The sequence below is a fragment of the Salinicola sp. MH3R3-1 genome, from assembly GCF_001937155.1.
Taxonomy (GTDB): domain Bacteria; phylum Pseudomonadota; class Gammaproteobacteria; order Pseudomonadales; family Halomonadaceae; genus Salinicola; species Salinicola halophyticus.
This window is the reverse complement of sequence record NZ_MSDP01000004.1, coordinates 49,285-72,709: the sequence shown is the minus strand read 5'-3', so window position 1 is coordinate 72,709 and position 23,425 is coordinate 49,285. Positions and strand designations below refer to the sequence as shown.

At 57.5% G+C, this 23,425-nt stretch carries 23 protein-coding genes; 13 read left to right on the top strand and 10 right to left on the bottom strand.

Annotated features, from left to right (window positions below; translation table 11 throughout):
* Positions 1–3: 3 nt before the first annotated feature.
* Together BTW08_RS02920 and BTW08_RS02915 are read right to left on the bottom strand one after the other, a co-directional pair.
* Positions 4–432 carry a hypothetical protein gene (locus tag BTW08_RS02920; protein ID WP_075561023.1) on the bottom strand — a complete coding sequence of 143 codons (429 nt, stop codon included), beginning with the start codon at positions 430–432 and terminating at the stop codon, positions 4–6.
* A 10-nt stretch (positions 433–442) separates the two neighbouring features.
* On the bottom strand, positions 443–1,606 hold the full coding sequence (locus BTW08_RS02915) for a porin (protein WP_083627649.1): 1,164 nt from the start codon (positions 1,604–1,606) through the stop codon (positions 443–445).
* A 214-nt stretch (positions 1,607–1,820) separates the two neighbouring features.
* Between BTW08_RS02915 and BTW08_RS02910 the strand changes: the two genes are divergently transcribed.
* The 8 genes from BTW08_RS02910 (at position 1,821) to BTW08_RS02875 (ending at position 9,403) form a co-directional block, all read left to right on the top strand.
* Positions 1,821–3,383, top strand: a complete 1,563-nt coding sequence (locus BTW08_RS02910; RefSeq protein WP_075561021.1) for a bifunctional GNAT family N-acetyltransferase/carbon-nitrogen hydrolase family protein — start codon at positions 1,821–1,823, stop codon at positions 3,381–3,383.
* Positions 3,384–3,390: 7 nt separating this feature from the next.
* Complete coding sequence (locus BTW08_RS02905) at positions 3,391–4,266, top strand: M90 family metallopeptidase (RefSeq protein ID WP_075561020.1); 876 nt, start codon at positions 3,391–3,393, stop codon at positions 4,264–4,266.
* 437 nt (positions 4,267–4,703) lie between these two features.
* The gene (locus tag BTW08_RS02900; protein WP_075561019.1) at positions 4,704–5,048 is read left to right on the top strand and encodes a hypothetical protein; all 345 of its coding nucleotides are present in this window, start codon (positions 4,704–4,706) and stop codon (positions 5,046–5,048) included.
* A gap of 112 nt (positions 5,049–5,160) precedes the next feature.
* On the top strand, positions 5,161–5,712 hold the full coding sequence (locus BTW08_RS02895) for a hypothetical protein (RefSeq protein ID WP_075561018.1): 552 nt from the start codon (positions 5,161–5,163) through the stop codon (positions 5,710–5,712).
* Between the two features lie 100 nt (positions 5,713–5,812).
* On the top strand, positions 5,813–6,484 hold the full coding sequence (locus BTW08_RS02890) for a hypothetical protein (protein WP_075561017.1): 672 nt from the start codon (positions 5,813–5,815) through the stop codon (positions 6,482–6,484).
* A gap of 331 nt (positions 6,485–6,815) precedes the next feature.
* Complete coding sequence (locus BTW08_RS02885) at positions 6,816–7,058, top strand: helix-turn-helix domain-containing protein (protein ID WP_075561016.1); 243 nt, start codon at positions 6,816–6,818, stop codon at positions 7,056–7,058.
* Between the two features lie 20 nt (positions 7,059–7,078).
* Positions 7,079–8,347, top strand: coding sequence for a type II toxin-antitoxin system HipA family toxin (locus BTW08_RS02880; RefSeq protein WP_168170627.1), 1,269 nt, complete (start codon positions 7,079–7,081; stop codon positions 8,345–8,347).
* Between the two features lie 189 nt (positions 8,348–8,536).
* Positions 8,537–9,403 (top strand): CbiX/SirB N-terminal domain-containing protein, encoded by an 867-nt coding sequence (locus tag BTW08_RS02875; protein WP_075561014.1) that lies wholly within the window; start codon positions 8,537–8,539, stop codon positions 9,401–9,403.
* A 39-nt stretch (positions 9,404–9,442) separates the two neighbouring features.
* Here the strand turns inward: BTW08_RS02875 and BTW08_RS02870 are convergent, their stop codons facing one another.
* Together BTW08_RS02870 and BTW08_RS02865 are read right to left on the bottom strand one after the other, a co-directional pair.
* The gene (locus tag BTW08_RS02870) at positions 9,443–9,787 is read right to left on the bottom strand and encodes a hypothetical protein (RefSeq protein ID WP_075561013.1); all 345 of its coding nucleotides are present in this window, start codon (positions 9,785–9,787) and stop codon (positions 9,443–9,445) included.
* Positions 9,788–9,794: 7 nt separating this feature from the next.
* Positions 9,795–10,091, bottom strand: a complete 297-nt coding sequence (locus BTW08_RS02865) for a YciI family protein (protein ID WP_075561012.1) — start codon at positions 10,089–10,091, stop codon at positions 9,795–9,797.
* 170 nt (positions 10,092–10,261) lie between these two features.
* Between BTW08_RS02865 and ltaE the strand changes: the two genes are divergently transcribed.
* Complete coding sequence (gene ltaE, locus BTW08_RS02860) at positions 10,262–11,272, top strand: low-specificity L-threonine aldolase (protein ID WP_075561011.1); 1,011 nt, start codon at positions 10,262–10,264, stop codon at positions 11,270–11,272.
* 9 nt (positions 11,273–11,281) lie between these two features.
* Here ltaE and BTW08_RS02855 read toward each other — a convergent pair whose 3' ends face one another.
* Positions 11,282–11,737, bottom strand: a complete 456-nt coding sequence (locus tag BTW08_RS02855) for a hypothetical protein (RefSeq protein WP_075561010.1) — start codon at positions 11,735–11,737, stop codon at positions 11,282–11,284.
* A gap of 102 nt (positions 11,738–11,839) precedes the next feature.
* Complete coding sequence (locus BTW08_RS02850) at positions 11,840–12,715, bottom strand: LysR substrate-binding domain-containing protein (RefSeq protein ID WP_075561009.1); 876 nt, start codon at positions 12,713–12,715, stop codon at positions 11,840–11,842.
* Positions 12,716–12,890: 175 nt separating this feature from the next.
* On the opposite strand from BTW08_RS02850, the gene BTW08_RS02845 reads away from it, so the two are divergent.
* Positions 12,891–14,117, top strand: coding sequence for a TauD/TfdA family dioxygenase (locus BTW08_RS02845; protein WP_075561008.1), 1,227 nt, complete (start codon positions 12,891–12,893; stop codon positions 14,115–14,117).
* 258 nt (positions 14,118–14,375) lie between these two features.
* Positions 14,376–15,245: an ABC transporter substrate-binding protein gene (locus BTW08_RS02840; protein ID WP_246837631.1), complete on the top strand. Its 870-nt coding sequence runs from the start codon at positions 14,376–14,378 to the stop codon at positions 15,243–15,245.
* 315 nt (positions 15,246–15,560) lie between these two features.
* Here the strand turns inward: BTW08_RS02840 and BTW08_RS02835 are convergent, their stop codons facing one another.
* Positions 15,561–16,475 carry a LysR family transcriptional regulator gene (locus BTW08_RS02835; RefSeq protein ID WP_075561006.1) on the bottom strand — a complete coding sequence of 305 codons (915 nt, stop codon included), beginning with the start codon at positions 16,473–16,475 and terminating at the stop codon, positions 15,561–15,563.
* Between the two features lie 113 nt (positions 16,476–16,588).
* Between BTW08_RS02835 and BTW08_RS02830 the strand changes: the two genes are divergently transcribed.
* Both BTW08_RS02830 and BTW08_RS02825 read left to right on the top strand, forming a co-directional pair.
* Positions 16,589–17,470 (top strand): alpha/beta hydrolase, encoded by an 882-nt coding sequence (locus BTW08_RS02830; protein WP_075561150.1) that lies wholly within the window; start codon positions 16,589–16,591, stop codon positions 17,468–17,470.
* A 7-nt stretch (positions 17,471–17,477) separates the two neighbouring features.
* A complete protein-coding gene (locus BTW08_RS02825) occupies positions 17,478–18,572 on the top strand; it encodes a tartrate dehydrogenase (protein ID WP_075561005.1) in 1,095 nt (364 codons plus the stop codon).
* A gap of 92 nt (positions 18,573–18,664) precedes the next feature.
* Here the strand turns inward: BTW08_RS02825 and BTW08_RS02820 are convergent, their stop codons facing one another.
* The 3 genes from BTW08_RS02820 to BTW08_RS02810 all read right to left on the bottom strand — a co-directional run bounded on the left by BTW08_RS02820 (position 18,665) and on the right by BTW08_RS02810 (position 23,383).
* Complete coding sequence (locus BTW08_RS02820; RefSeq protein ID WP_075561004.1) at positions 18,665–19,438, bottom strand: PEP-CTERM/exosortase system-associated acyltransferase; 774 nt, start codon at positions 19,436–19,438, stop codon at positions 18,665–18,667.
* Positions 19,439–19,448: 10 nt separating this feature from the next.
* Positions 19,449–22,226: an EAL domain-containing protein gene (locus BTW08_RS02815; RefSeq protein WP_168170626.1), complete on the bottom strand. Its 2,778-nt coding sequence runs from the start codon at positions 22,224–22,226 to the stop codon at positions 19,449–19,451.
* A 74-nt stretch (positions 22,227–22,300) separates the two neighbouring features.
* Positions 22,301–23,383 carry a hypothetical protein gene (locus BTW08_RS02810; protein ID WP_075561149.1) on the bottom strand — a complete coding sequence of 361 codons (1,083 nt, stop codon included), beginning with the start codon at positions 23,381–23,383 and terminating at the stop codon, positions 22,301–22,303.
* Positions 23,384–23,425: the final 42 nt, after the last annotated feature.

Here is a 23,425-nt window from a genome sequence, read left to right as displayed (position 1 = left end):
GGCTTACTCGCCCAACGTCAGCACGACATGCATATCGTCGGGCACATGGGCGCTGTCGACATAACTCAGGGCGTTCATGTTCTGGAGCACGAGCTGATGCACGTCATCGCCCGAAGCGATCTGCTGTGGCGGCGACGCCTCGCCGGAAAACACCAGCCTGGCCCAGTAGGAGTTGATCTCCGCCAGATCCTTGTTGACCAGCGCGCGGTAGAAGCGTGCCTTGAGCGAAGACGAATCCACCGGCAGCGCGACGTTACCCGTGGGCAGTTTGCGATAGCGGCCCATGAAGATATTGACCGCGTCGCTGCGGGTCAGATGATCGATGCCGCTGCCGGCATTGACCACGATCGCGATGTCGGCACTGGCCGACGAGGTGATCAGCGTGGTGACGGTCAGGGTTGAGGCAAGTAGAAGCCTTCGGACTCGGTTCATGGACGCTATCCTAGAAAATGAAGTCCAGACCGAGGCTGAAGACCGAACTCCACCCCCCGCTCCAGTCACTGTCGGCTTGTCGCCAAAGGAAGCCCGGACTTCGCGTGTCAATGCGGTCTAACTGCGCCTTCAGAGCCATATTGGTCGTCACGTCGTAACGCGCGCCCAGCGACCACGTCCGCTGGTCGATATCGCTGTTGTCGGGGTTGGTCGATGACGTCTTGACGCCCGATGCCACCACGTAGGGTGTCACTCTGCCCGTTCGATAACCGACCGAGATGAAGCCGGAATCTATCTGCCCCTCGTGCCGGCTGGTTTGGCTTCGATTCCACATCACCTGTACCTGCAACGGCCCATGATCATACAGGGTTCCCAGCGAAAACAGCCGGATCCGGTCGAAGCCGAAGATATCACCGAGAACCTTGTCGGCGTCGAGACCGAGAAACGGAATTTGCTCGATCTGATCGGCCACGGTTCCCGAGAAGTCGACATCCGATCTGACTTCGGTGTAGCTCGTGCGAAACCGCCATGAGCCGGTCTCATAATCGATATGCCCGCCGTAGACACTATCGACGTCAAAATCCGCCGAGAGGTCGTCGATCAGATAGATCTTGCTGCTGGATCGTCCGGCATAGAGCTTCAGCAGCAACAGATCACTACCGACCGGCTGCTTGAAGGTGACGTCGCCACCATCGATGTGAGTCAGTTGAAGGATACCAAAATGGTCCACCGGCGGCCGCACCCAGGGATAGGCATAGCCGACGTAGCGCGAATCGGCGAGCTGATAGACGTCCCAGCCCAGCCGACCAACGCGAAATTGAACGCTTGGATCCGGCCGATAGCGCAGGTACGCCCAGCTCACTTCCGGGCGGTAATTGCCATCTTCACCATAGCGACTGATCCCCTGCACCACCGTGTCCAGCTCGTCGGTAAGGCGATAGCCGACCTGGGCACCCAACAGCGAGTCGGTGCGCGCGCTCCAGCCCTCTTCGGCGCCCTTGGGCTGACTGATATCACGGATGAATTCGGCGTCGCCCTGGTTACTGTGAACCAGCCCCAGCGTACCGAATCCGCTGAACGTCAGCCGTCCGTCGTCCGTCAGCGGTCGGGCCTCGGAGGAGCAGGCCAGCGCTGCCATGGCCAGCCCCGCACAGACCGGTAGTAATCGTTTCATGCCGCATCTCCGACGGGAGCCCTGAAACTTCGCCGTCGCAAAGGAAAATTAGGATAACCAGAGATATTGTCGGCAGATCGCTTCCTTTTCTGAAGGGCCGATCAATAGCCGTTCGGTTATCCAGACCCTTTTTGGCACAAGGGCGTAGCGCCGCGGCGTGTTAGACTTTGTCCCTATATCCCTTCCCTGTTTATCGGATGGAGTCAGGCGCTCAATGTCTTTGGAAGAACTGCACCTCAACCTGCGCAACCTCACGCCCGAGGATTACCCGCAGCTCAAGCGACTGATGGATGCCGTCTACGACGACATCGGCGGCGCCTGGTCGAAACTCACGATCGACAAGCTGATCGGCGAGTTCGCCGACGGCCAGATCATCATCGAGGACGACGGCAAGATCGTCGGCGTCGCGCTGACCGTGCTGGTCGACTACGACCGTTTTTCGAATCCGCACAAGTACGACGAACTGATCGGCCATCGCGAGATCATTCTCAACGAGGCCAACGGCGATGCGCTCTACGGCCTCGACGTGCTGATCGATCCGGCCTATCGCGGCTACCGTCTCGGCCGGCGTCTCTACGAAGCGCGCAAGGACCTGTGCCGCTCGATGAACCTGCGCGCGATTCTCGCCGGGGGCCGGATCCCGAACTATCACCAGCACGCCGACGAGATGAAAGCCGCCGAGTACATCGACCGGGTGGCGCGCAAGGAATTCTACGACCCGATCCTGTCGTTCCAGCTGGCCAACGACTTCCTGGTCAAGCGCCTGCTGACCAAGTATCTGCCCGAAGACGAGAAGTCGATGGGCTACGCCACGCTGCTCGAGTGGAATAACATCCTTTACGAGCCGGCCAGCCGGATCATCGAGACCCGCCGCACCCAGGTTCGCGTGGGCGCGGTGCAGTGGCAGATGCGCGAGTTCGACTCGGTCGAAGCCGTGTTGCAGCAGGTCGAGTTCTATGTCGACGCGATCTCCGACTACCAGAGCGACTTCGCCGTTTTCCCGGAGCTGTTCAACACACCGCTGATGGGGCTGACCGACCAGACCGATCAGGTCGCCGCGATTCACTTCCTGGCCGGGTTCACCGAGCGCTTCAAGACCGAAATCTCGCGCATGGCGATCTCCTACAACATCAACATCGTGGCCGGCTCGATGGTCGAGCTGGGCGAGGACGGCAAGCTCTACAACGTTGCCTATCTTTGCCACCGCGACGGCGAGATCGACCGTCAGGCCAAGCTGCACATCACCCCGCAGGAGCGGCGTGACTGGGTGGTCGAAGGCGGCGACGAGCTGCAGGTGTTCGAGACCGATGCCGGGCGCGTCGGCATGCTGATCTGCTACGACGTCGAATTCCCCGAACTGCCGCGGCTACTGGCCGAGCAGGATATGGACATTCTGATCGTGCCGTTCTGGACCGACACCAAGAACAGCTACCTGCGCGTGCGCCACTGCGCCCAGGCCCGCGCGATCGAAAACGAATGCTACGTGGTCGTCTGCGGCAGCGTGGGTAACGTGCCCTCGATCGAGAACCTGGACATCCAGTACGCCCAGTCTTCGGTGTTCTCGCCGTCGGACTTCGCCTTCCCGCACGACGCGGTGCTGTCGGAAACCACGCCCAATACCGAAATGGTGATGTTCTCGGATCTCGACCTGACCAAGCTAAAGCTGGTGCGCTCCGAAGGCGCGGTGACCAACCTCAAGGACCGCCGTCTCGACCTGTTCGACCTGCGCCTGCGCGACTGGTCGTGGAAGTCAGGGAGCCGGCAGGAAGAGAGCTGAGCGTGACATGAGTGCCTGGAGAGACGGGGAAGAAAGCGGGTGGCGGGGCTGGTGGAAAGCCCGGCGACAGGATTGGAAGGATAGCCGGCGCGAGGCCTGGCAACGCTCGCGCCCGCCGTTCGATCCCGAGGCGTGGCGGAAGATCCGCCACGGCCTGCCGCTGCTGGCCGATCTCGATGACGCCGATGCCGAACGCCTCGGCCCGCGAGCCTGGCAACTGCTACAGCGCAAGCGCTGGGTGGCCGGTGACGACGTCGAGCTCGATCAACCCGCCATGCTGGCGATTGCCGCCCAAGCCGAGCTGCTGACGCTCGGCTGGTCGGATCGCGACGCCAGCGCCGCCTTCGACAACGTCACCGAGATCATCCTGCTGCCGGATAGCTTTCACCGCCACGTCGAAGAGATGGACGACTTCGGCGTGATGCACGAATACGTTGACGAGCGCGCCGGAGAAACCTCCTGGCGCGGCCCCGTGGTGCTGGCAGTTCCCGATGTCGCCGAAAGCGGCGACTACACCGGCTTCAACGTCATCATTCACGAATTTGCCCACAAGCTCGATCTGGGCAACTCGCAGGATATCGACGGCTTCCCGCCGCTGGCCGCCGCGAGCGACGTCACTTCGAAAGAGTGGCATCGCGTTTTCACCGCGGTGTGGGACGACCTGCAAGCCCACATCGAACGTGGTGAAGAAACGCCCATCGACGACTACGCCGCCACCCACCCCGGCGAATGCTTCGCCGTCTGCTGCGAGCTGTTCTTCAGCGCCCCGGATCAGTTGATTGAGGTTTATCCCGAGCTTTATGATCTGCTGAACCGCTACTTCCGCCAGGAACCATTGGTGCGGTTCGAGCGGAACCATCCGGCAGGGCTCGATCAGTCGTAGGACTGATCTTCGCCCCCCTTCGCTGCGCACCAGCCATCACCCCGCCCTACTGACCATTACACTCCAGCCTATCCCGACTAGAGAATTGGCCTCACAGGCGTTACTTGGACTAAACATTAGTTTACATTGGTACAGATACTAATGAGTCGGTGCGGCGGGAAAACGCGGCCTGGGGATTGGCATAAGAAGATCAAGGCGGCTTGCGACCCGAAGCAGCGCTTCCGGCAAACGCGGCATGCTCGTTCAGTCGTGTTATACAGCCGGCACGATGCTTTATACTATGCTGCCTAACTACACCTAACTTCTTTTAATTTCAAAGGGATAGATAGAACATGGCATGCGGCATGACACGAATGAACGTGGGATCGCGTTCAAGTCAATAAACGAGCTGGCAGTCTAACTGCCTGTTATGAATCATCAGTCACAAGGAGCTTATGATGAAAGTTTCAGCGCTCACTCTGTTAATTCTCCATGTTAACAACCTTATTGATTCTGGGAAGTACGCCGAAATATCAATCGATGACATTCATCAAGCTATAGAAGGAAGGCGTGTGTTGCGCTTTCTTAAAGAGCGCGCTGGAGCTGATATAGACCTGAGTATCCACTTGGAAAGTAACGCGTATGGTGACTTTGAATCGTACTATGAGAGTCAGCTAGAAAGTATATACGGTGGCTACGCGGGTCAAGAGCGTAGGAAATGGGGTATAGAAAACTCTGGCCTTTGCTTGGTGTTGGCTTGGACGAATGAAATTATTCAACAAGGCCAAGGGCTGGAGTGGTAGAGCGGAAATTCATAACAAACGGCTGTTGTCGCCCCTTCGGGGCTGGGACGGTCTTTCCGCCGCTGCGCGGCTACAAGCCCGCCCCAAAGCCGGGCGTTAAGCATGAGGAAACATGGAGCAGTTCTTTTCTACGGTAATTACAAGTGCATTGGTCGCCACTGTAGCTGGCGCTGCAATAAACGCTTGGCTGGAAAACAGGAAAGATAGGCAAGCAACAAAGTTTGATGCTCTTTCTGCCGCAGTAAGTCTTGAGGGCTACGCAATCACTTGCGCGGAGAATTTGGCCGATCATGACCTCGCTAAGGCATCGGATGGTCATGCAGGTTCTTTTATAGGCAGGGTCCCGGATTTGCCTGATCTTTCCGTTGTAGCTGGATTCATCAAGCCTCAGAAGGCAGAGATTGCTCACAGGCTAATGGTCTTCCCTCAGGAAGTTCGGCAAGCAGACCAAGTTGCGGCTTTCCTGTGGGATGTCGCAGTTGACGTTGAAGCGACCCGGGCAGCCGCTGCTGATCAGGCAGCTAGAATGGGGTTGTACGCATCAGAGCTAGCAAAAGATATTCGCCGAGTATTCCTGCTCCCAAAGAGAGATCTTGTTGTGGGTGAATTCGACGTGAACAAGGTCTTAAAAGAATATATTCGTCACGACGAGGATGAGGCTTAACAATGCTAGGCACGGCGACGCCTACTACATTGCGGCTTCGCCTTCATTTCGTAGCCGCACATGCTGGCTGGCGTTCAGTTTCCCGGGGAGTATCGAGCCAATGCCAAGATCTTTTGGCTTAGTCGACAACAAAGTGCAAGAAACAGAGTATTTTCTAGATCGTGTACTCTCATCTGGACTCAGCATCTATGGCTTAAAGTTTGATACTATTGCATTTGCCGCTGCAGCAAGAAGTATCACTTTCGCCATGCAGTCTTCTTTAACAGGGATATCTGAGTTCGATAAATGGTATGCCGCGAAGCAAGAGTATTTGGGCGCCCAGCCTTTGTGTTCTTTCTTCAATCGCCTGCGGAGAGTCACACAGCACATTGGCGAAAGTCCTATCGGTGGGGGGTGCTCCTCAGGCGGACAGGTAATTCACTACTTCGCTGAATTCAAAGAACTAGGGAATATTCCTGAGCCAAACGTTGCAGTGGCATGTGAGCAGTTCTACAAGTTGCTGTTAGAGTTGGTGTATGAGTGCTATGTGGAATTCAACCCGCTCATCAATGGACAGTGGCGATTTACCAAAGAGCATTTCCAATCACTAAGGTTAACAATCGAAGACGCCGAAGAGGAACTTGGGCTTCCTAGAGGCTGGTCAGGCGTATCTGGCCTGAGTGAAGACATTCGCTGGAAGTATCTGCGTAAAGAGGCTGACGGTTGCAATGCTCAGGAGCAATTTGAAAGATGGCTCGGGAAAAGGGTTCCTCATCCAGACGACGAGATATAAAAACTTAACAAGACGCTGTTGTCGGACAATTTTTCCGCCGCTGCGCGGCTCCAAAGTTGCCGCAAAGCTTCGCGTTATATCAGAATGCTCTGAACGTCCGCTTTTGGCCGAAAGCGGACCAATTAGCCATCTCACCTGAGCAGACCACTCAGAAGGCCGCCACTTTCCCGATAGGGAAAACCGCAGCGCTATCAGCTCACCCCTTGGCTATTTTTCCCGATTGGGAAAATTTCGTAGGTTAGGCTATGACTTTGTGTAAATTATCCCTAGCGGGAAAATTTAGATATGCTAGCCCCACAGCCTTCTTCCTTGCCCAGAAAAGCGTAAAGCCATGCCCTCATCCCAGGCCATTTCCATCAACGATGCCAGGACGCTTGGGTCCTTGATTCGCCGCACGCGCAAGCGACAGGGATTGAATCTTGAAACCCTCGCAGGTCTTTGCGGATTGAGCATCCGCTTTCTGAGTGAGCTGGAAAACGGCCGCGAGTCCTGCGGCTTGGGCCGCGTACTGATCGTGCTCGATACGTTGGGCATCGAGCTTTCCGCCACCCCCCCGGACGAGACCGAGTCATGACATTACCGGATTCGCTATACGTGTGGCGTGGCACGCAGCGCGTGGGGACCTTGTGGCGCGGCGGCGATGGCCGACTGATGGGCTTCGAGTACGATGATGCCTGGCGACAAGACGGGCACGCCATTTCACATAGCCTGCCACTGAGCCAGAAGGCTTGGCAGCCCGAGGATCTGCTCGCACATCACTGGTTCGGCAATCTGCTGCCCGAAGAGCAGGCCCGGGCGGCGCTGATCAAGCGCCTTGGCGTTCCGGATGATGACTTCTCGCTACTGGCCGCCATTGGCGGTGACTGCGCCGGTGCGCTGACGATTCTACCGATCGATCAAACGCCGCCGCCAAGAGCCCCATCGTTCCCAACGGACGACGACTACCGCGAGTTGCCGTTTGATCGGCTCGCGCAATGGGCAGGCGCTCGTGAGCGGTATGCACTGATGAGCGATGGTGACCCGGCCAGGCGTCCTCGCCTCTCGCTGGCCGGCGCGCAGGACAAAATACCGTTGCGACTGTGGGGCGATAAGCTCTACTTGCCTTCGGGCATCGAGCCCTCTACCCATATCCTGAAATTCGCCGTCGAAGGGCGTGAGCAAGTCATCCTGAATGAGCTTTATCTGAACAATCTGGCGCGCTTGGGGGGAATGGCTTGCCCGGCGACCACGATGGCCTATGCCGGCCGTCATCCTTACTTGATTGTCGAACGCTATGATCGCTTGGGTATTGAGAGCGCACATGTCGAGCGTGTGCATCAGGAGGATCTGTGTCAGACCATGGGGCTGTCGCGCAACCAGAAATATCAGGCTTACGGTGGCCCGCGTTTCGGAGAGATCGTGCAAGCAGTTCGCGAGGCCTGCCGCCCCTCGGCGACGTCCATCCAGCAGTTGCTTCGCTGGCAAATATTCAATGTCCTGGTCGGCAACAGCGATGGCCACGCCAAGAACGTGTCCTTATTGCAGGACGCTCGTGGCCGCTGGCAGGTCGCGCCAGCCTATGACCTCGTCGGCACCATTGTGCTCGGTTACGACTCGGATATGGCCTTCTCGATCGGCGAGCAGTTCAATTCGATGCAGTTGCTACCACGCGATTGGCAGGCTTTCGCCGAGGAGTGCCGTTTCAGTTATCCGTTTGTGAAACGCCAGATTCAGGAAATGATTGCCAAGCTCACCGATCTAGCCGATTCCTCCACGCTTCAGCAGCAGCTGCAGCAAGCGGGCCTCGAAGACAAAGGCTGGACGAGGTTGCAGCAGCAGCGTCAACACATCCAAAGGCAGTGCCGCCGCGCCGAGCGCTGGTAGTGGCTGTCAACAAAATTTGGGACATCAGCTCTTACTTCCGACGCTTTATCTCGAGGCGAGGTTTTACTTCCAGGCGACTTGACCCGAATGCCGGCGCGGTAGTGTGATGGGCACCACCGCCAACTACGCTGGCAATCTACATTCCGTCCGTCCTCGCCAGCTTCATGGCTCCACGAAAGATAACGTCCCATGCGAAAGATACTGCTCGTCGACAACGGCTCCCTGCGCCCTGCCGCGACGCTCAATCTGCGTCGCCTTGCCGACGCCTTGAGCCAGGCCACGGGCGAGGCGGTCGAGGCCGCATCGCTGCTGCACTCGTTCAAGATTCCGCCCGAGCAGCTCGGCGGGCAGAAGGCTGTATCCGTGGGGCCACTGGCCGAACGATATGCGGCCGACGGCGTGACGGAGCTGCTGATCCTGCCCTTCTTCTTCGGGCCCAGCCAGGCGTTGACCCGTTACCTGCCGGAGCGCTTGGCCGAGGTACAGGCCAACTACCCGCAGCTCTCGGTGAAGGTCGCCCCGCCGCTGGTCGACACGCTGCTGGCGCCGGATCTGCGCCTGGCCCGGCTGCTGGCAGACAACGTACGCGAACGAATGGCCGGCCTATCGCGGCCCAAGGTCGTGCTGGTCGATCACGGCAGTCCGATTCCGGAGGTCACGGCGGTACGCAACTATCTCGCCGGGCAACTGAGCGCGCTGCTGGCCGATGAGGCCGACTGCGTCACCTTTGCTTCCATGGAGCGTCGCGACGGCGATGCCTATCGGTTCAACGAGCCACTGCTGGAGACATTGCTGGCCTCGCCAGCCCTGGCCGCGAGTGACGTGATCCTGTCCATGCTGTTTCTTTCCCCGGGCCGTCACGCCGGTGAAGGCGGCGATATCGCGGAGATCGGCGCGCAGGCGATGTCGAACTCCCCCGGCCTGAACGTCGTGACGACTCGGCTGGTGGGCGAGAACGATGCCATCCTGGAACTCCTCGCCACTCGCCTGCAGCAGGGCCTCGCCGGCGGGCCGCTATTGATGGAGCTGCCAGCGAATGGCGCCAAGGGCACATGAGCCGCGCTTCGGCTGAGGCTGGAAATCGGCCGCGAAGGCCTACCTCATCGCCGCCAGCGCGCGTTCGAACTCCTGCCGCCAGGCTTCGGCATGCCGTGACGGCTCGGCGGGAAATCGCCCGAGTTCCACCGCCAGATCGAAGAAACCCTGCGCGGGGAGCCCTTCCCCGCGCCGGCTGATGACCAGCGCGGCGATGAAGGGACGGCTGTGCTCGGCGTCTTCACGCATCAGGGTTTCCAGCGCCTGGGCAACACGTTGGATGGTGCGCGGCGGCTGTAACCCCAACGCCTCGGCGAGCTGCTGGTAGGTCAGCGGCAGGGTTTCGCGAGGCGCCGTTTCGAGAAGCTGACGGACCTGCGAGGGTAGCGAAACGCTATCGGTCATGAGGGCCTCAGGCGTGGGGATCGAAGAGCTTCACTTCACGAATGTCAACGCGCTCCCAGACCCGCCCGGTCATGTAGGGCTCGGTCTCGAGCCAGGCGTCCAGCTCCTGCCGGTCGCTGAATCGAAAGTGAGCATTGGAGCCGATCATCTTGCCGTCGTCGTTGAGGATCGCGCCGCCACTGAGAAATTTCCCCTGGCTGGCCAGCGCACGAACGCCCGCCAGATGCGCATCACGATTGGCCAGTCGACGGTCGAGTGCCTCGTCGTCGGTATAGTCGTAAGCCACCAAGGCGTACTGTTTCATGCGCTTCTCCTTGTCGTTCGGACGTTTTCGAAGATGATTCGCATCATGCGTCAGCCCTGTAGACGAGACAAATCGGCATTGGTCATGCGATTCCTTTGTTCCGCGACACGCCACCATTGCCGCTACAATCTCTGATCAAATCCAACACCACGTACAAAAGGTCAAATTCGATGATCGATCTTCGCAGCGACACCGTCACCCGCCCCAGCGAGGCGATGCGTCAGGTGATGTTCGATGCGCCGCTGGGCGATGACGTCTGGGGCGACGACCCTAGCGTTGCGCGTCTGGAAGCCTATATCGCCGAGCGTACCGGCAAGGCGGCGGCGCTATTCTTCCCTACCGGCACCCAGAGCAATCTGGTGGCGCTGCTGAGCCATTGCCAGCGTGGCGACGAGTACATCGTCGGCCAACAGGCACACACCTATCGAATGGAGGGCGGCGGCGCGGCGGTGCTGGGCGGCATTCAGCCGCAGCCGATCGAGAACGAGGCGGACGGCACGCTGCCGCTGCACAAGATCAAGGCGGCGGTCAAACCGATCGATCCGCACTTTGCGCGCACGCGACTGCTGACGCTGGAAAACACCTTCCACGGCCAGGTGCTGGATGCCGGTTATGTCGAAGAGGCCACGACGCTGGCGCGGCGCTTCGGGTTAGCCACCCATCTGGATGGTGCGCGGATCGGTAATGCGGCGGCCGCGACCGGCGCCAGCCTCAAGGCGCTGTGCAAGCCGTTCGATACCGTCTCGATCTGCTGTTCGAAAGGATTGGGCGCGCCGGCGGGCTCGGTGCTGGTCGGGGCGGCGGATTTCGTCGAGACGGCGCGGCGCTGGCGCAAGGTGGTAGGTGGCGGCATGCGTCAGGTCGGCATGCTGGCGGCGGCATGCGAATATGCGCTGGAGCATCAGCTGGCGCCGCTGGTCGATGATCATGCCAAGGCGGAGCGCCTGGCGGCCGGGTTCGCCGGTATCGACGGCATCACGGTGACGGCGCAGGCGACCAACATGGTGTTCGTCGAATTCACCCGGCCGGAGCTTGATCCCGACCATCTCCATGCCTGGCTGAAGACGCGCGACATCCTGGTCGGTGCGCTCTACGCCCCGCGCTTCGTCACCCATCGCGATGTCTCGATGGACGATATCGACCATGTCGTCACTGTCATCGGCGAGTATTTCCAGCGCTGACGGCCAGGCTCACTCGACCCGAGTCGAAGAGGACGTGCTGGGACGAGTCGGCGTCGAGCGCGAGTTCGAGGAAGTCCCAGGTGCTCGCTCGGCGCCGCCATCTCCGGCAGTTGCCCCGGGATCGCAGACACGTCGTGCGGTGGAGACGGTCGAGCCGCCATCGCTGCCATGGCAGATCGAGCCGCCACCGCTGGGCGGCTGTTGCCGCGTTTCCCGCGGGTAGCTCAAACCGGGAACGACATGGACATCCAACCGCTTGGGCACGTAGTCGGCGCGGCCATCGCGGTCGTTATCCGGCAGCCTGATGCGATGACCCGTCTGGGGATCGACGACCGAGACGCCATCCGCCACGGCGGGAAAACTGATTAGCGTCGCACCGGTCAGCACCGAACCGGCCAGCATCAGCGCGAAGCCGGTCGTTGCCAGCCGGTTGCCGCGCCGGGCGCGCGTAGAGCGTGTTTGCATGGTCCATCTCCGGTGGCGATATCTCATCTCAGCGTAGCGCAGCGCCGGGCGCGCGCTAGAGTCAGGGCTTGAATCAGGCTAAAAGCGAGGGATTCGAGAGACTTACGGCGGGGATTCACTGGTCTGGGACAGCCAGTCCCACAGTGCCGTCGCCGCTGGCCGCAACTGGCGTCGGCTGGGGCGGACCAGCCAGAATGCTTCATCCGTCGCCATATCCAGATCGAACGGCGCGACCAGATCTCGGCTGGCCTCGAGCAGGCGCCGATGCGACAGCGCGACGCCGCCACCGTAGGAAGCCAGTGCCAGTGTGGTCACGTGCGTATCGCAGATCATCGCCTGGCAACGATGCTCGAGTCCGGCGAATCCCGCTTCCACCAGCCAGCGGGGCCAGCCTGCGGCGAATCCGGCGGCATGCAGCAGCGTCTTGCCGGCAAGATCCTCGGGCGTGAGGAGCTCCGCCGCCAGCGCTCGGGAACAGACCGGCAGCAGTCGCTCTTCGCCCAGGCATTCCGCCGTCACGTCGTTCCAATCGCCATGACCATAGCGAATTTCCAGGTCGGCACCCTCGGCGCCGAAATCGTCCGCCCAGATCGCGCTGACCAGCCGTAGCGTAATGTCGGGGTGCATCTGCTGGAAATGAATCAGCCTCGGCGCCAGCCAGGTCTGCTGCATCGCCGGCGTGGCGCGTAACGTCACCGGGGCGCCGGGGCTGGGGCCGAAGACTTCCGAGGTGCCCTCGGCGAGACGGGTGAACGCGCCCTGGACGCTGGGCAACCACGCCTGCCCGGCCGGCGTCAGCGCCAGGCTGCGTGGGTAACGCACGAACAGCGACTGGCCGACGCGATCCTCGAGTAGCCGGATTCGCTGGCTGATCGCCGACTGGGTGACGCCGAGTTCGCGCCCGGCCTCGGTGAAGCTCAAGGTTCGCGCCGCGGCTTCGAACGCCTGCAGCCACAGCACCGGCGGTAAGTCCGACATGACGCTCCCAAAATCATCCGTTGGTCCAAGAGGCAAAGCCGCTCATTAGCCAAGCTTGGTCTTAGCAGCCAGATTAATCGTTTGTCATGTTCCGACGCAATCCGCATCCTAGTGACACGCAATAACACACGTTACTAACAGAGATGGTAATTCCCGCCATCGAGGAAGTGCCCTTTTGTCATCCGCTAACGCCTTCAACGACGCTTTGACCGATCATCATGGCGAGACGCCCATCGACATGGCGGAACTGCGCCGCTACCGCCAGGGCAACGGCGCCACGGACGCTGCGCTGGAAAGCGCCGTCCAGGAAGTTCGACGTCTGACGCTGGCCTGGTCCGATGGCCGCACCGGTCAATTCCCGTTGATGTGGCTCCGCGACCACTGCGCCTGCGACCAGTGCCGCCACCCGTTGACCCGTGAGCGTCTCTACAAGCTGCTCGACGACCCTCTCTGGGAGCGCTTCGCCACTGACGAGGCGCTGGCAGCCTTTGAGTTCGATGACCGCTCGCTGACGCTGACCTGGCAGGACGGCCACGTGTCACGCTTCGACGCCGGCTGGCTGCACCAACGCTGCCCGGGTCACGAGCTGACGACCTTGCTGCCCACGGCGACGCCCTGGGTCGAGGCGTTCACGCCGGCGCATGTCAGCCATGCCGATTTCGTCGGTAACGGCGACGGCCGCAGCCGCTGGGCCAGCGCCCTGCTGCGCGACGGCCTGGTCATGCTCGATCAGGGCCCCTGCGAGCTGGAAGAGGTATCGCGCATCGCCGAAAGCATCGGGCCGATGCGTTCGACCAACTTCGGCGGCCGCTTCGACGTGCGCTCGGTTCCCAACCCCAACAACGCGGCCTATACGGCGATCGGTCTCGAGCTGCATACCGACCTGCCCAACTGGCGCCAGCCGCCGGACATCCAGCTGCTCTACTGCCTGGAGAACGATGCCGAAGGCGGTGAGTCCAGCTTTGCCGACGGCTTCGCGGTCGCCGAGATTCTGCGCGAGGAAAACCCCGAGGCCTTCCGGGTGCTGTCGGAAACGCCGATCGACTTCCGCTTCCAGGACGATGGCCATGATATCGCCGTGCGCGAACCGGTAATCGACCTGGACGGCGACGGCCGCCCGCGCGAGATCCGGTTCAACAACTGGATTCGCGACACGCTGAGCCTGCCGGCGGATCGGATCGAAGCGTGGTACGAGGCCTATCGAGCCTTCTGGCAGATCCTGCGCCGCCCCGAACGTCGGGTCGAACTGACGCTCGAGCCGGGCCAGATGATCGCCTTCGACAATCGCCGCGTACTGCACGGTCGCAACGCCTTCGACCCCAATACCGGCAAGCGTCATCTCCAGGGTACCTATCTGGACCTGGACATGCTGCAATCACATCTACGGGTGCTGTCTCGGTGAGCCGACGATCAGCACGGCGTTGATACAAGCCGCCCACGCCATGAATTCATGGCCGGGCGGCTTTTCTGCGTGTATCCCCCACGCGTCGCGGCCGGACAGCGCTCGTTGGCTGGAAAGCAGGCGCTCGCGATGGGATACGCCAATTGAGGGAACGACAGGAGACAATAAATGAAACGACCGACGACGATTTCCGCCCTGACGCTGACCACCGGACTGCTGCTTGGAACCGGCTTCGCACTGACCACCGCCAGCTCGGCGATGGCGGCTGACAAGCAGATCAACTTCGGTGTGCCGGCGTGGCCCGGCATTACCGTGAAGACTGAAATTGCCCATCAGCTGCTGGCGCCGCTGGGCTACCAGAGCAAGGCTCAGGACATCGGCCTGCAGGTGATCTACCAGGGTCTCGACACGGGCGATGTCGATGTCTTCCTAGGCGCGTGGCTGCCGGCGCAGAATCCGATGCTGGAACCGCTGGAAGACGACGGCAGCATCACCCGACTGGCGACCAACGTGACCGGGGCGCAGATGACGCTGGCCGTGCCCGACTACGTCTACGACAGCGGCATCAAGTCGTTCGCCGATCTCGATGCGCATCGCGACGAGTTCAACGGCGAAATCTATAGCTTCGGCGCCGGCTCTGCTGCCAGCGAGATTCTCAACAAGGCGATCGATGAGGATACCTGGGGCCTGGGCGACTGGACGCTGATCGATACCAGCACGGTCGGCATGCTGAGCGCGGCCAAGAGCCACATCGCCAACGAGGAGCCCATCATTTGGGTCGGCTGGACGCCGCACTGGATGAACCTCGAACTGCCGATGCAGTATCTCGACGACTCCAAGAATCTGTTCGGCGAGGGCAACGGCGCCAGCGACGTGCGCACGCTGATGGCGAGCGACTACGCCGAGGCCAACCCCAACCTGGTGACCTTCTTCGATCAGTTCTCGTTCTCTGCCGAAGAACAGAGCTGGATGATCAAGCAGTACGGCCAGGAAGAAAAATCGATGGAAGAGGTCGCCAAGACCTGGATCGAAGACCATCCGGATCGCGTCGAAGCCATGATGAAGGGTGTGAAGACGCAGGATGACCAGCCCGCATGGCCGGCGGTGAAATCGGCGTTCTCGCTGTAACGTCGATGCGGAAGGATCGAGCGAAAGCATCGACGCTCGAAGCGTCAACGGTGACAGCAAAAAACCGTTACAAATTGATGGCGATTTTTTTGAAACCTCGTGGAACTAAAGGGAGCAGGCCGCACTCTGAGTCAGTGTTCCCTTGAATGATCCCTTACTTGCCTACCATCCCCTGGTAGGCATTTTTTTGTGCCCTACTATCCCTGACGTATCCCTGGCAGTCACCCTTCGGGCCGTCGCTGGCGCGACGTCAAAAATTTCTCCCGGAAGTTTTTGTCCGGTGGTCTGGCATTCCGCGCTGCTGGCCCTCGGCCATCAAGGCAGTGGCGGCACGCGCCCTTTCATTTCGTTCACCATGAAATCGACGAACTGCCGGATTCGGGCGCTGTCCCGCGCGCGTTCGGCGTAGAGCAGGTGGAAGTCGGCGCGGATCCCCTGCCATTGGGGCAGCAATGCCACCAGCTCGCCCCGCGCCAGATGCTCGTGAACGTCCCACCAGGACCGCAGCAACACGCCATGGCCGTCCAGCGCCATCCGAGTCATGGCTTCGGCATCGTTACTGGCAAGCCGGCCTTGAACGCGAATGGCGCGCGGGGTGCGCGCCTCGTCGGTGGCCTCGAACCGCCACAACGAATAGTCACTATCGATTTCGCGCACGATCAGGCAGCGATGCCGTGCCAGATCCTCCAGCCGCTCAAGCTTCGGCGCCTGCGCCAGATAGCTGGGCGCCGCGCAGAGAACGCGGCGGTTGGCGAGCAGGCGTCTGGCTATCCAGCGCGATTCCGGCGGTTCACCGACACGGATGTTGATATCGAACCCCTGCTCGTCGAGCCCCGCGGGGAAGCTGGTCAACTCCAGCAGCAGCTCCAATTGGGGATGAAGCGCGGCAAAACGCGAGATCAGCGGGGCCACGTGGCGCCGGCCGAAGCCGAACGTGGCGTTGATTCTCAGCCGACCCGACAACGCAGCGCTCTGATCTCTCAACGAGTTTTCCAGATCGCCGAGGTCATCGAGAATCATTGCGCCGCGTTTGAGGTAGCGCTCCCCTTCCGCCGTCAGCGCCAGTCGCCGCGTCGTCCTCGCGGCCAGCGATACGCCCAGCCGCGACTCCAGCTGCTGCAAACGCTTGCTGACGGCGGACAGGGAGAGACCCAGCTCCCGGGCCGCACCGGTCAAACTGCCTGCCTGGGCGACCCGCTGAAAGAAGGCCAGATCATCGACCGGCGACATGAGATTCTCCACTTGAGCGAAACAGTCGCTTCGATTCTAGCCCGATTATCCCGAGCCGTTCAGTGGCTACACTGAAGTCAGCGCAGAAAGAAACCCAAGCCGAGGCCAAGCCGATGTTCGAGGGATTTCGCGAATTCGATATCGAGGTGGAAGACAACGTCGCCATTCATGGCGTGATCGGCGGCGAAGGCCCGCCCCTTTTGCTGCTCCACGGTCACCCGCAGACCCATGTCATCTGGCATCTTCTCGCCCTCAGGCTCGCCGAACACTACACCGTGATCGCGACCGATCTGCGCGGCTATGGTGATTCTGGTAAGCCAGCGGGTGAAGAACATCATTCCAACTACAGCAAGCGTCGGATGGCGCTGGATCAGATCGCGGTCATGCAGGCGTTGGGGTTCGAGCGATTCTTTCTCTGCGGCCACGATCGTGGCGGTCGGGTCGCGCATCGGCTGGCGCTGGATCACGCCGATCGGGTAATCAAACTAATGGTGCTGGATATCGCGCCGACGTTGGCGATGTACGAGGCCACCGATCTGACTTTCGCCACTGCCTACTGGCACTGGTTCTTTCTGATTCAGCCCGCGCCGCTACCGGAGTCCTGGATCGAAGCGGCGCCCGGCGATTATGTCACCCGGATCATGGGCGGCCGCCATGCCGGCCTGGGCCCATTCGATCCTCGCGCCATTGCCGAGTATCAGCGCTGCCTGGCACTTCCCGGTGCGGCCCATGGCTTGTGTGAAGACTATCGCGCCTCCCGCACCATCGATCTGGAGCACGACCGTGCCGACCGCGACGCCGGGCGACATCTCTTGGTACCGCTGAACGTACTCTGGGGCGAATTCGGCACCATCGAACGCTGCTTCGACGCGCTCGCCGAGTGGCGTGCCGTTTCTCACGACAGCGTCGAGGGCGGCGCCCTGCCCTGCGGCCACTATCTTCCCGAGGAAGCACCAGATGCGGTCTTCCAGCAACTCATCGACTTCATGAGGTAACTCGACCATGGCTCAACAGAAAGCCCAGAAAAAGGCCCACAAGATTGCCGTGATCGCCGGCGACGGCATCGGTATCGAGGTGGTTCCGGAAGGGCTGCGCGCGCTGGAGGCGGCCGCCAAACGCTTCGATATCGAGCTGGAGTTCGAGCATTTCGAGTTCGGCAGCTGCGACTACTATCTCGAGCACGGCAAGATGCTGCCGGACGACTGGTTCGAAACCCTGTCGCGCTTCGACGCCATCTTCTACGGCGCGGTGGGCTGGCCGGACAAGGTGCCGGATCATATTTCGCTGTGGGGCTCGCTGCTGCAGTTCCGGCGCCACTTCGATCAGTACATCAACCTGCGCCCCTGCCGCCTGATGCCGGGTATCAAGAGCCCGCTGGCCGATCGCGAACCAGGCGATATCGACTTCTACGTGGTTCGCGAAAATACCGAGGGTGAGTATTCGAGCATCGGCGGCAAGATCTTCGAAGGCACCGAGCGCGAGACGGTGATGCAGGAGACCGTGATGACCCGCACCGGGGTCGACCGGGTGCTGAAATATGCCTTCGAACTGGCCCAGAGCCGTCCGCGCCGGAAGTTGACCTCCGCGACCAAGTCCAACGGCATCTCGATCACCATGCCGTACTGGGATGAGCGCGTGAAAGCGATGGCCAAGAACTACCCGGACGTCAGCGTCGACCAGTTCCACATCGATATTCTGACTGCCAACTTCGTGCTGCATCCGGACTGGTTCGACGTCGTCGTCGCCAGCAATCTGTTCGGCGACATTCTCTCCGACCTGGGCCCCGCCTGTACCGGCACCATTGGCGTGGCGCCCTCGGCCAACATCAACCCGGAAGGCAAGTTCCCCAGCCTGTTCGAACCGGTTCACGGCAGCGCCCCGGACATCGCCGGCAAGGGTATCGCCAATCCCATCGGCCAGATCTGGTGCGGCGCGATGATGCTCGAGCACCTTGGTTACAAGGAAGCCGGTGACGCGATGGTCAGCGCGATCGAGGAAGTGCTGGCAAGCGATGACAAGTCCACGCTGACGCCGGATCTGAAGGGAAAAGGCACGACCCGGAGTCTGGGCGAGCAGATTGCCAGAGCGATCGGTTAACGGAACGGCGGCGGCGATATGGATCGCCGCCGCATGCGGAAATGGCTTCTACGCGCTAGATGCAACCTGCCCGAGCCGCTACTCAGCTCGGCTCAGATCGATGTCTTACACAGCACATGTTCAGCCGAATTCTTGCTTCGCCCGCCTTTTTCAAGAAATTGCCGTGATAGCTCACCCTGAATTGAACGATAAAGTGGTCTAATCGAATCCCGCATTTCTTTTTCTGCGCACCGCTGATCAATATAGAAAGCAGCTCGTCGTCCTCGAAATTCGATCGAGCCTCCAACCTGAGAAAATGTTATCCCGGACCTTGCTAACAGACGTTGAAAACGATTTTCCATCATAGCGAGAACATGATGACGTTTGATTAGCCCCGTAAAAGCTGTCGCGCACAAAAAAAGACTAATACCGATAAGAGGAAAAAGGCGTCTCTCTTGATCAGAAAAGACAAAATTTCCGAGATAACTTAAAGCACTTTCGTCAAACTTTCCCGAGCGAAAATAGCGGGGAATAGCGACACGGGAAATTTCGCAGAGAGAGTCCGGGTGAATATTAAAACCAACGTTGATACCAATGCCATGTTCACGGCAATGCTCCTCGATTGGCAGACGATAGCCGTCAACACCTACGCGATCAGGAAATACGATTCGCATGCAACCTGCAGTCAGACCCGTCACCCGATGCTCTATCAGACAATGTAAAGATTGACGATCGAATTCATCCGTCTCAATTTGATTTTTTTTATCAATAGGTTCATAACCTAACTCTTCACAATACACCTGATGTCTGAGTAAAAAGGCTTGTCTCCGCTCATCTTCTGTGGCTGCAAATACAATCCTGAAAACACTAAAAAAATCATCTGACACCTCAAATCCCTCATTTACTCTCGAATATTGTATTTGCAACCGTGGAAGGTTTTCCAAAGTAAAAACCTTGGACATAGTCCACGCCATAGGCTTTAAGATAAGGTAATAACTCTGCCCTATCGACAAACTCAGCAACGGTCTTTTTCCCCATACCCTTTGCAATATCCACGATAGCCTTGACAATCAGCTGACTCTCTTCGCTAGAGGGTAGTTGCTGAATAAAAGACCCATCTATCTTTATATAGTCCGCAGGAAATTGCCCCAGATAGTGAAAGCTACTAAAGCCAACGCCAAAATCGTCCAAAGCGACTTTACAACCAAGCTTTCGAATACTCTCAAGCACCCCTCGGGCAGAGGTGAAATCGGTTACTGCTGCAGTCTCCGTCACTTCAACAATTAATCTCCTAGGATCCACTTTATAGAGATCGAGCTGGCTCTGCATAAAATTCGTCAAATCACTATCATGCAATGACTGACCCGATAAATTGATTGCTAAATTAGCCGTAGTACCCGCCAATTTCGACATTAAACGAATCCCGTTTAGCAAAACCCATCTATCAATCGCTACGATCTGTCCACTTTTTTCTGCAATTGGAATAAAATTGCCGGGAGACAACAGCATTCCATCGGCGCCTTTAAGCCTAAGAAGTACTTCGTAATGTTGAACATCAAAATCAACAAGACGAAAAATGGGTTGCACCATAAGCTCAAAATCATCATTCAGCAACGCATTACGGATTGTCTCTACCCAGTAGATTCTCTGTTTTATTTCTTCCCGACCCTGCTGTTCTGGCGATAACAAATGCCATCGCTGCGAAGCATCGTCCTTTGCCATGTACATTGCATAGTCAGCATTAGCCATCAGTTCGTCAGGTGCGGCGCCATTATCAGGATAAAGCGCGATCCCTATGCTAGCGCTAGCACGGTGGGTGCGCCCCTCGACATGTAATGTTTTCAGCTCTAGGTGACTTGCTATTCGCTGAGCCATGGCAACAGCACTATCTTGCGATGCATGCTCAAGTAAAATAGCAAATTCGTCCCCTCCCAAACGAGCCACTATATTACCCTGGCCCAATGCCGAGAGTGCTGTGGCTACTAATCTTAGCAACTGGTCCCCGGACTGATGGCCACTCGTCTCGTTGACTTCTTTAAAACGATCCAGGTCCAGGTAAAGAACTGCGCCAAAAGCGTCAGGAGTCACCGCCCTTGCCAATTCCGCCTCAAAGAAACGTCGATTATAGAGTTCTGTCAATGAATCCCGACTCGCCAACCACATGAGCCGCGTTTCAGCCAATTTACGCTCTGTGATATCAACACCGACAGAAATTAACTCCTGATGAATATTTTCATTTCTAGTATCAAGAGGCGTGTGGTACCAAACGATAACTCTGACATCCCCATTGCTCGAGACTAACCTGCTTTCCTGTTGGCCACCACTATCAAAAAACTCATCAATATTAACTAAATCAGTCGCAAAGATATTTTGAAAAGCGTAGCTATTCAACTCATTATCGCCCAGACCTGTCAAATGCTTACAAAATGCATTAGTCAGTGTAATACACCCGCCTCGATCGTGAATGACGATTAAAACCTGAGCCGTATTAAGCAGACCCGAAATGAAATCCCGCTCTTTCGCTAGTTCTCTTACTCGCCCTTCAAGCTCAGCCCCACGAGCACTAATTTCTCCTTCCATATCTTTAAGCTTGACCGCGAGTTCAATTGCCGTCTTTTCTAACACATCTACTTCGTCATGAAAAACCGTTTTTTTGGGCAGAGCACTATCCTGCATAACATCATATTGGCGCTGTGCTAGCAATGGAAGCTTCCGACTAATAAACCCCAGCCGATTCATCCTGTTTCGCAACATAGAAAACAAAATAAACTCTGCAGCCAACCATCCCACCAACGCAATCAATAATACCATATGCGTTGAGTTGGAAATTGATAAGAGCTGATCAGTGACATCAGAAATCAGCAAAAAATAACCGAGCTTTTCTTGATTTTCGAGGCTATTTTTATCAATAGGAATAGCAACAATTTCAAATATTCTACCCGCTTCCGTGTATCGACCTACTTGACCTTGTATCTCTTCAAAATCAATTTCTTGAGACATAGATTCAAATAACGGAAGGCTAGTCACTTCATGAGTCAGGGCAATTATCTCGGCATTCCAGCTCTTTAAAAACCTATTATCGAAGCCGTCACTAAACTTGACGGATTTAACTAATAGCGCAACCTCACTTCCAGAGCTTTTCTGCATATACCGGGTGACATCGGCGAGCGACCTTGAGACCACAATAATACCGGCATCAGTTCCATTCGCTAAAACTGGGACGGCAACGTATTGGCGGCATTCCTGATAACACAGCAATTTTCGGTCTGGCTTCTCTGTTTCAATAACATTCTTCAACCACTTTGAACTTGCCGCGCTATAACTGTAAGACCTCCCATCCCCCAAAGAAAAAATTCTTTTTACATTATTATCGTAGACCACAACACTATCAATTCCCGCGTCTAGCTGAAGGGTAGGCCACTGAGGCCTCAAAGCTGACTCGATAATTGACGAATTTCCTGTAAGTAGGGCGTCACTAAAACTGGATGAGGCCGCAAGCAAGCTGGCTATCTGCCGCATTGAATCAGAAGAACTTTGTAATGTTAAAGAAACTTCATATCTTTGCCTTTCATAAAAATGATCTTGAGTCTGCGTAAATTGTTTCACTAAAGCATGATTACTAACCCAAGCAACCAAACTCGCCAGAGCCAATAACAAAAGGCTAGTAAACGCCAACGCCCTCCACTTAAGACTGAACCGAAACACACCCCTTCGATTTCGCATTTAGCTTGCCTTAATGTGGGCATCATCTAGAAAAAATAAGAAGCTTGAAATAGCAACATGTTCCAATACTTACTTTGACTATCAGCCGGATTCTCATTCACCACTGGCAACCAGCCAGTGCCTTCGACATGATGTAACTCGGAAGACAATAGTACTCTAGGATAGACTTGCCATTGCAACCCTGTTGTCCAGTCCTTTGCATAACGAGAAAATGCTGATTGCCCAGTATGGGCCGCAAAACTACGCCCTGATCTATCTGCACGATTTACAGTATATGAATCGTATCGTAGTAGCCACCCCCAGTCTGCCGTCAGTTTCCTGGAAAACTGGAGATACCAACTCTCTCCAGTTACGTCGTAGCCGTATGGCTCGGCAAATCCAGTAGTTTTCATAGGTCGAAGCGCATACTCTGTCGTAAAAGACCATTCTTCCTGGTTATATTGAAAAGAGAAAATCCAGGGATCGAAAGAAAACTCGCCATTGCCTGGAGCATTTTCAACAGAGCTGAAACTGGCCTTTACGTTAGCATTGGTTAATGCCATCACCACCGTTCCACCGTCATGCTCGTATCTGGCTTGCCCAATATATGAGGTCTTACCAGTAAAGGTCCCTAAATCGCTTCTTCCTAGTAAGGAGCCCGCAGCCTGACTATCAAATCGGGGCTCACCAACACCAAACTGGAAGCGTACTACGCTGTTGTTCATTCTCTGCTCTGCGTAGCCCATCACACCATCAGCAGTTAAAGCCGGTGTGCGAGTCCGATCAAAATAGATGGATTGAGGTAATAAAATGCTTGGCCGTGTTGCAGCCACATCACGTGTCTGGTTGTAAAGGCCGAATGGATTTTTGAATCGCCCAAATTGAGCGCCAATAGTGCTTTGGTTATGAGTTAAAAATTGGTAATCCACAATCCCGTAGTCAAACTCGGGGTTTTTCAAATCACCATCACTGCCTGCTTTTCTTGACAATAGCTGACCTGCGACTAGCACATTACCTAGGGGTCGGAAAGAGGCGTTTAGCCCGAGCTCGGTATATTCCCAGCTCCCACCTCCATCACTACTCGGGCCGAAAAAATCATTGTGATCGGTCAAGATGAGCGCTTGACTCATGAAGCCGTGAACCTGGAAGGTATCCGCAATTTCTATTGCATG

What these genes read in the sequence shown, in the direction of transcription:
- BTW08_RS02920 (WP_075561023.1), bottom strand. Translation starts at nt 432, where the DNA reads ATGAACCGAGTCCGAAGGCTTCTACTTGCCTCAACCCTGACCGTCACC.
- BTW08_RS02915 (WP_083627649.1), bottom strand. Translation starts at nt 1,606, where the DNA reads ATGAAACGATTACTACCGGTCTGTGCGGGGCTGGCCATGGCAGCGCTG.
- BTW08_RS02910 (WP_075561021.1), top strand. Translation starts at nt 1,821, where the DNA reads ATGTCTTTGGAAGAACTGCACCTCAACCTGCGCAACCTCACGCCCGAG.
- BTW08_RS02905 (WP_075561020.1), top strand. Translation starts at nt 3,391, where the DNA reads ATGAGTGCCTGGAGAGACGGGGAAGAAAGCGGGTGGCGGGGCTGGTGG.
- BTW08_RS02900 (WP_075561019.1), top strand. Translation starts at nt 4,704, where the DNA reads ATGAAAGTTTCAGCGCTCACTCTGTTAATTCTCCATGTTAACAACCTT.
- BTW08_RS02895 (WP_075561018.1), top strand. Translation starts at nt 5,161, where the DNA reads ATGGAGCAGTTCTTTTCTACGGTAATTACAAGTGCATTGGTCGCCACT.
- BTW08_RS02890 (WP_075561017.1), top strand. Translation starts at nt 5,813, where the DNA reads ATGCCAAGATCTTTTGGCTTAGTCGACAACAAAGTGCAAGAAACAGAG.
- BTW08_RS02885 (WP_075561016.1), top strand. Translation starts at nt 6,816, where the DNA reads ATGCCCTCATCCCAGGCCATTTCCATCAACGATGCCAGGACGCTTGGG.
- BTW08_RS02875 (WP_075561014.1), top strand. Translation starts at nt 8,537, where the DNA reads ATGCGAAAGATACTGCTCGTCGACAACGGCTCCCTGCGCCCTGCCGCG.
- BTW08_RS02870 (WP_075561013.1), bottom strand. Translation starts at nt 9,787, where the DNA reads ATGACCGATAGCGTTTCGCTACCCTCGCAGGTCCGTCAGCTTCTCGAA.
- BTW08_RS02865 (WP_075561012.1), bottom strand. Translation starts at nt 10,091, where the DNA reads ATGAAACAGTACGCCTTGGTGGCTTACGACTATACCGACGACGAGGCA.
- ltaE (WP_075561011.1), top strand. Translation starts at nt 10,262, where the DNA reads ATGATCGATCTTCGCAGCGACACCGTCACCCGCCCCAGCGAGGCGATG.
- BTW08_RS02855 (WP_075561010.1), bottom strand. Translation starts at nt 11,737, where the DNA reads ATGCAAACACGCTCTACGCGCGCCCGGCGCGGCAACCGGCTGGCAACG.
- BTW08_RS02850 (WP_075561009.1), bottom strand. Translation starts at nt 12,715, where the DNA reads ATGTCGGACTTACCGCCGGTGCTGTGGCTGCAGGCGTTCGAAGCCGCG.
- BTW08_RS02840 (WP_246837631.1), top strand. Translation starts at nt 14,376, where the DNA reads ATGGCGGCTGACAAGCAGATCAACTTCGGTGTGCCGGCGTGGCCCGGC.
- BTW08_RS02835 (WP_075561006.1), bottom strand. Translation starts at nt 16,475, where the DNA reads ATGTCGCCGGTCGATGATCTGGCCTTCTTTCAGCGGGTCGCCCAGGCA.
- BTW08_RS02830 (WP_075561150.1), top strand. Translation starts at nt 16,589, where the DNA reads ATGTTCGAGGGATTTCGCGAATTCGATATCGAGGTGGAAGACAACGTC.
- BTW08_RS02825 (WP_075561005.1), top strand. Translation starts at nt 17,478, where the DNA reads ATGGCTCAACAGAAAGCCCAGAAAAAGGCCCACAAGATTGCCGTGATC.
- BTW08_RS02810 (WP_075561149.1), bottom strand. Translation starts at nt 23,383, where the DNA reads ATGAGTCAAGCGCTCATCTTGACCGATCACAATGATTTTTTCGGCCCG.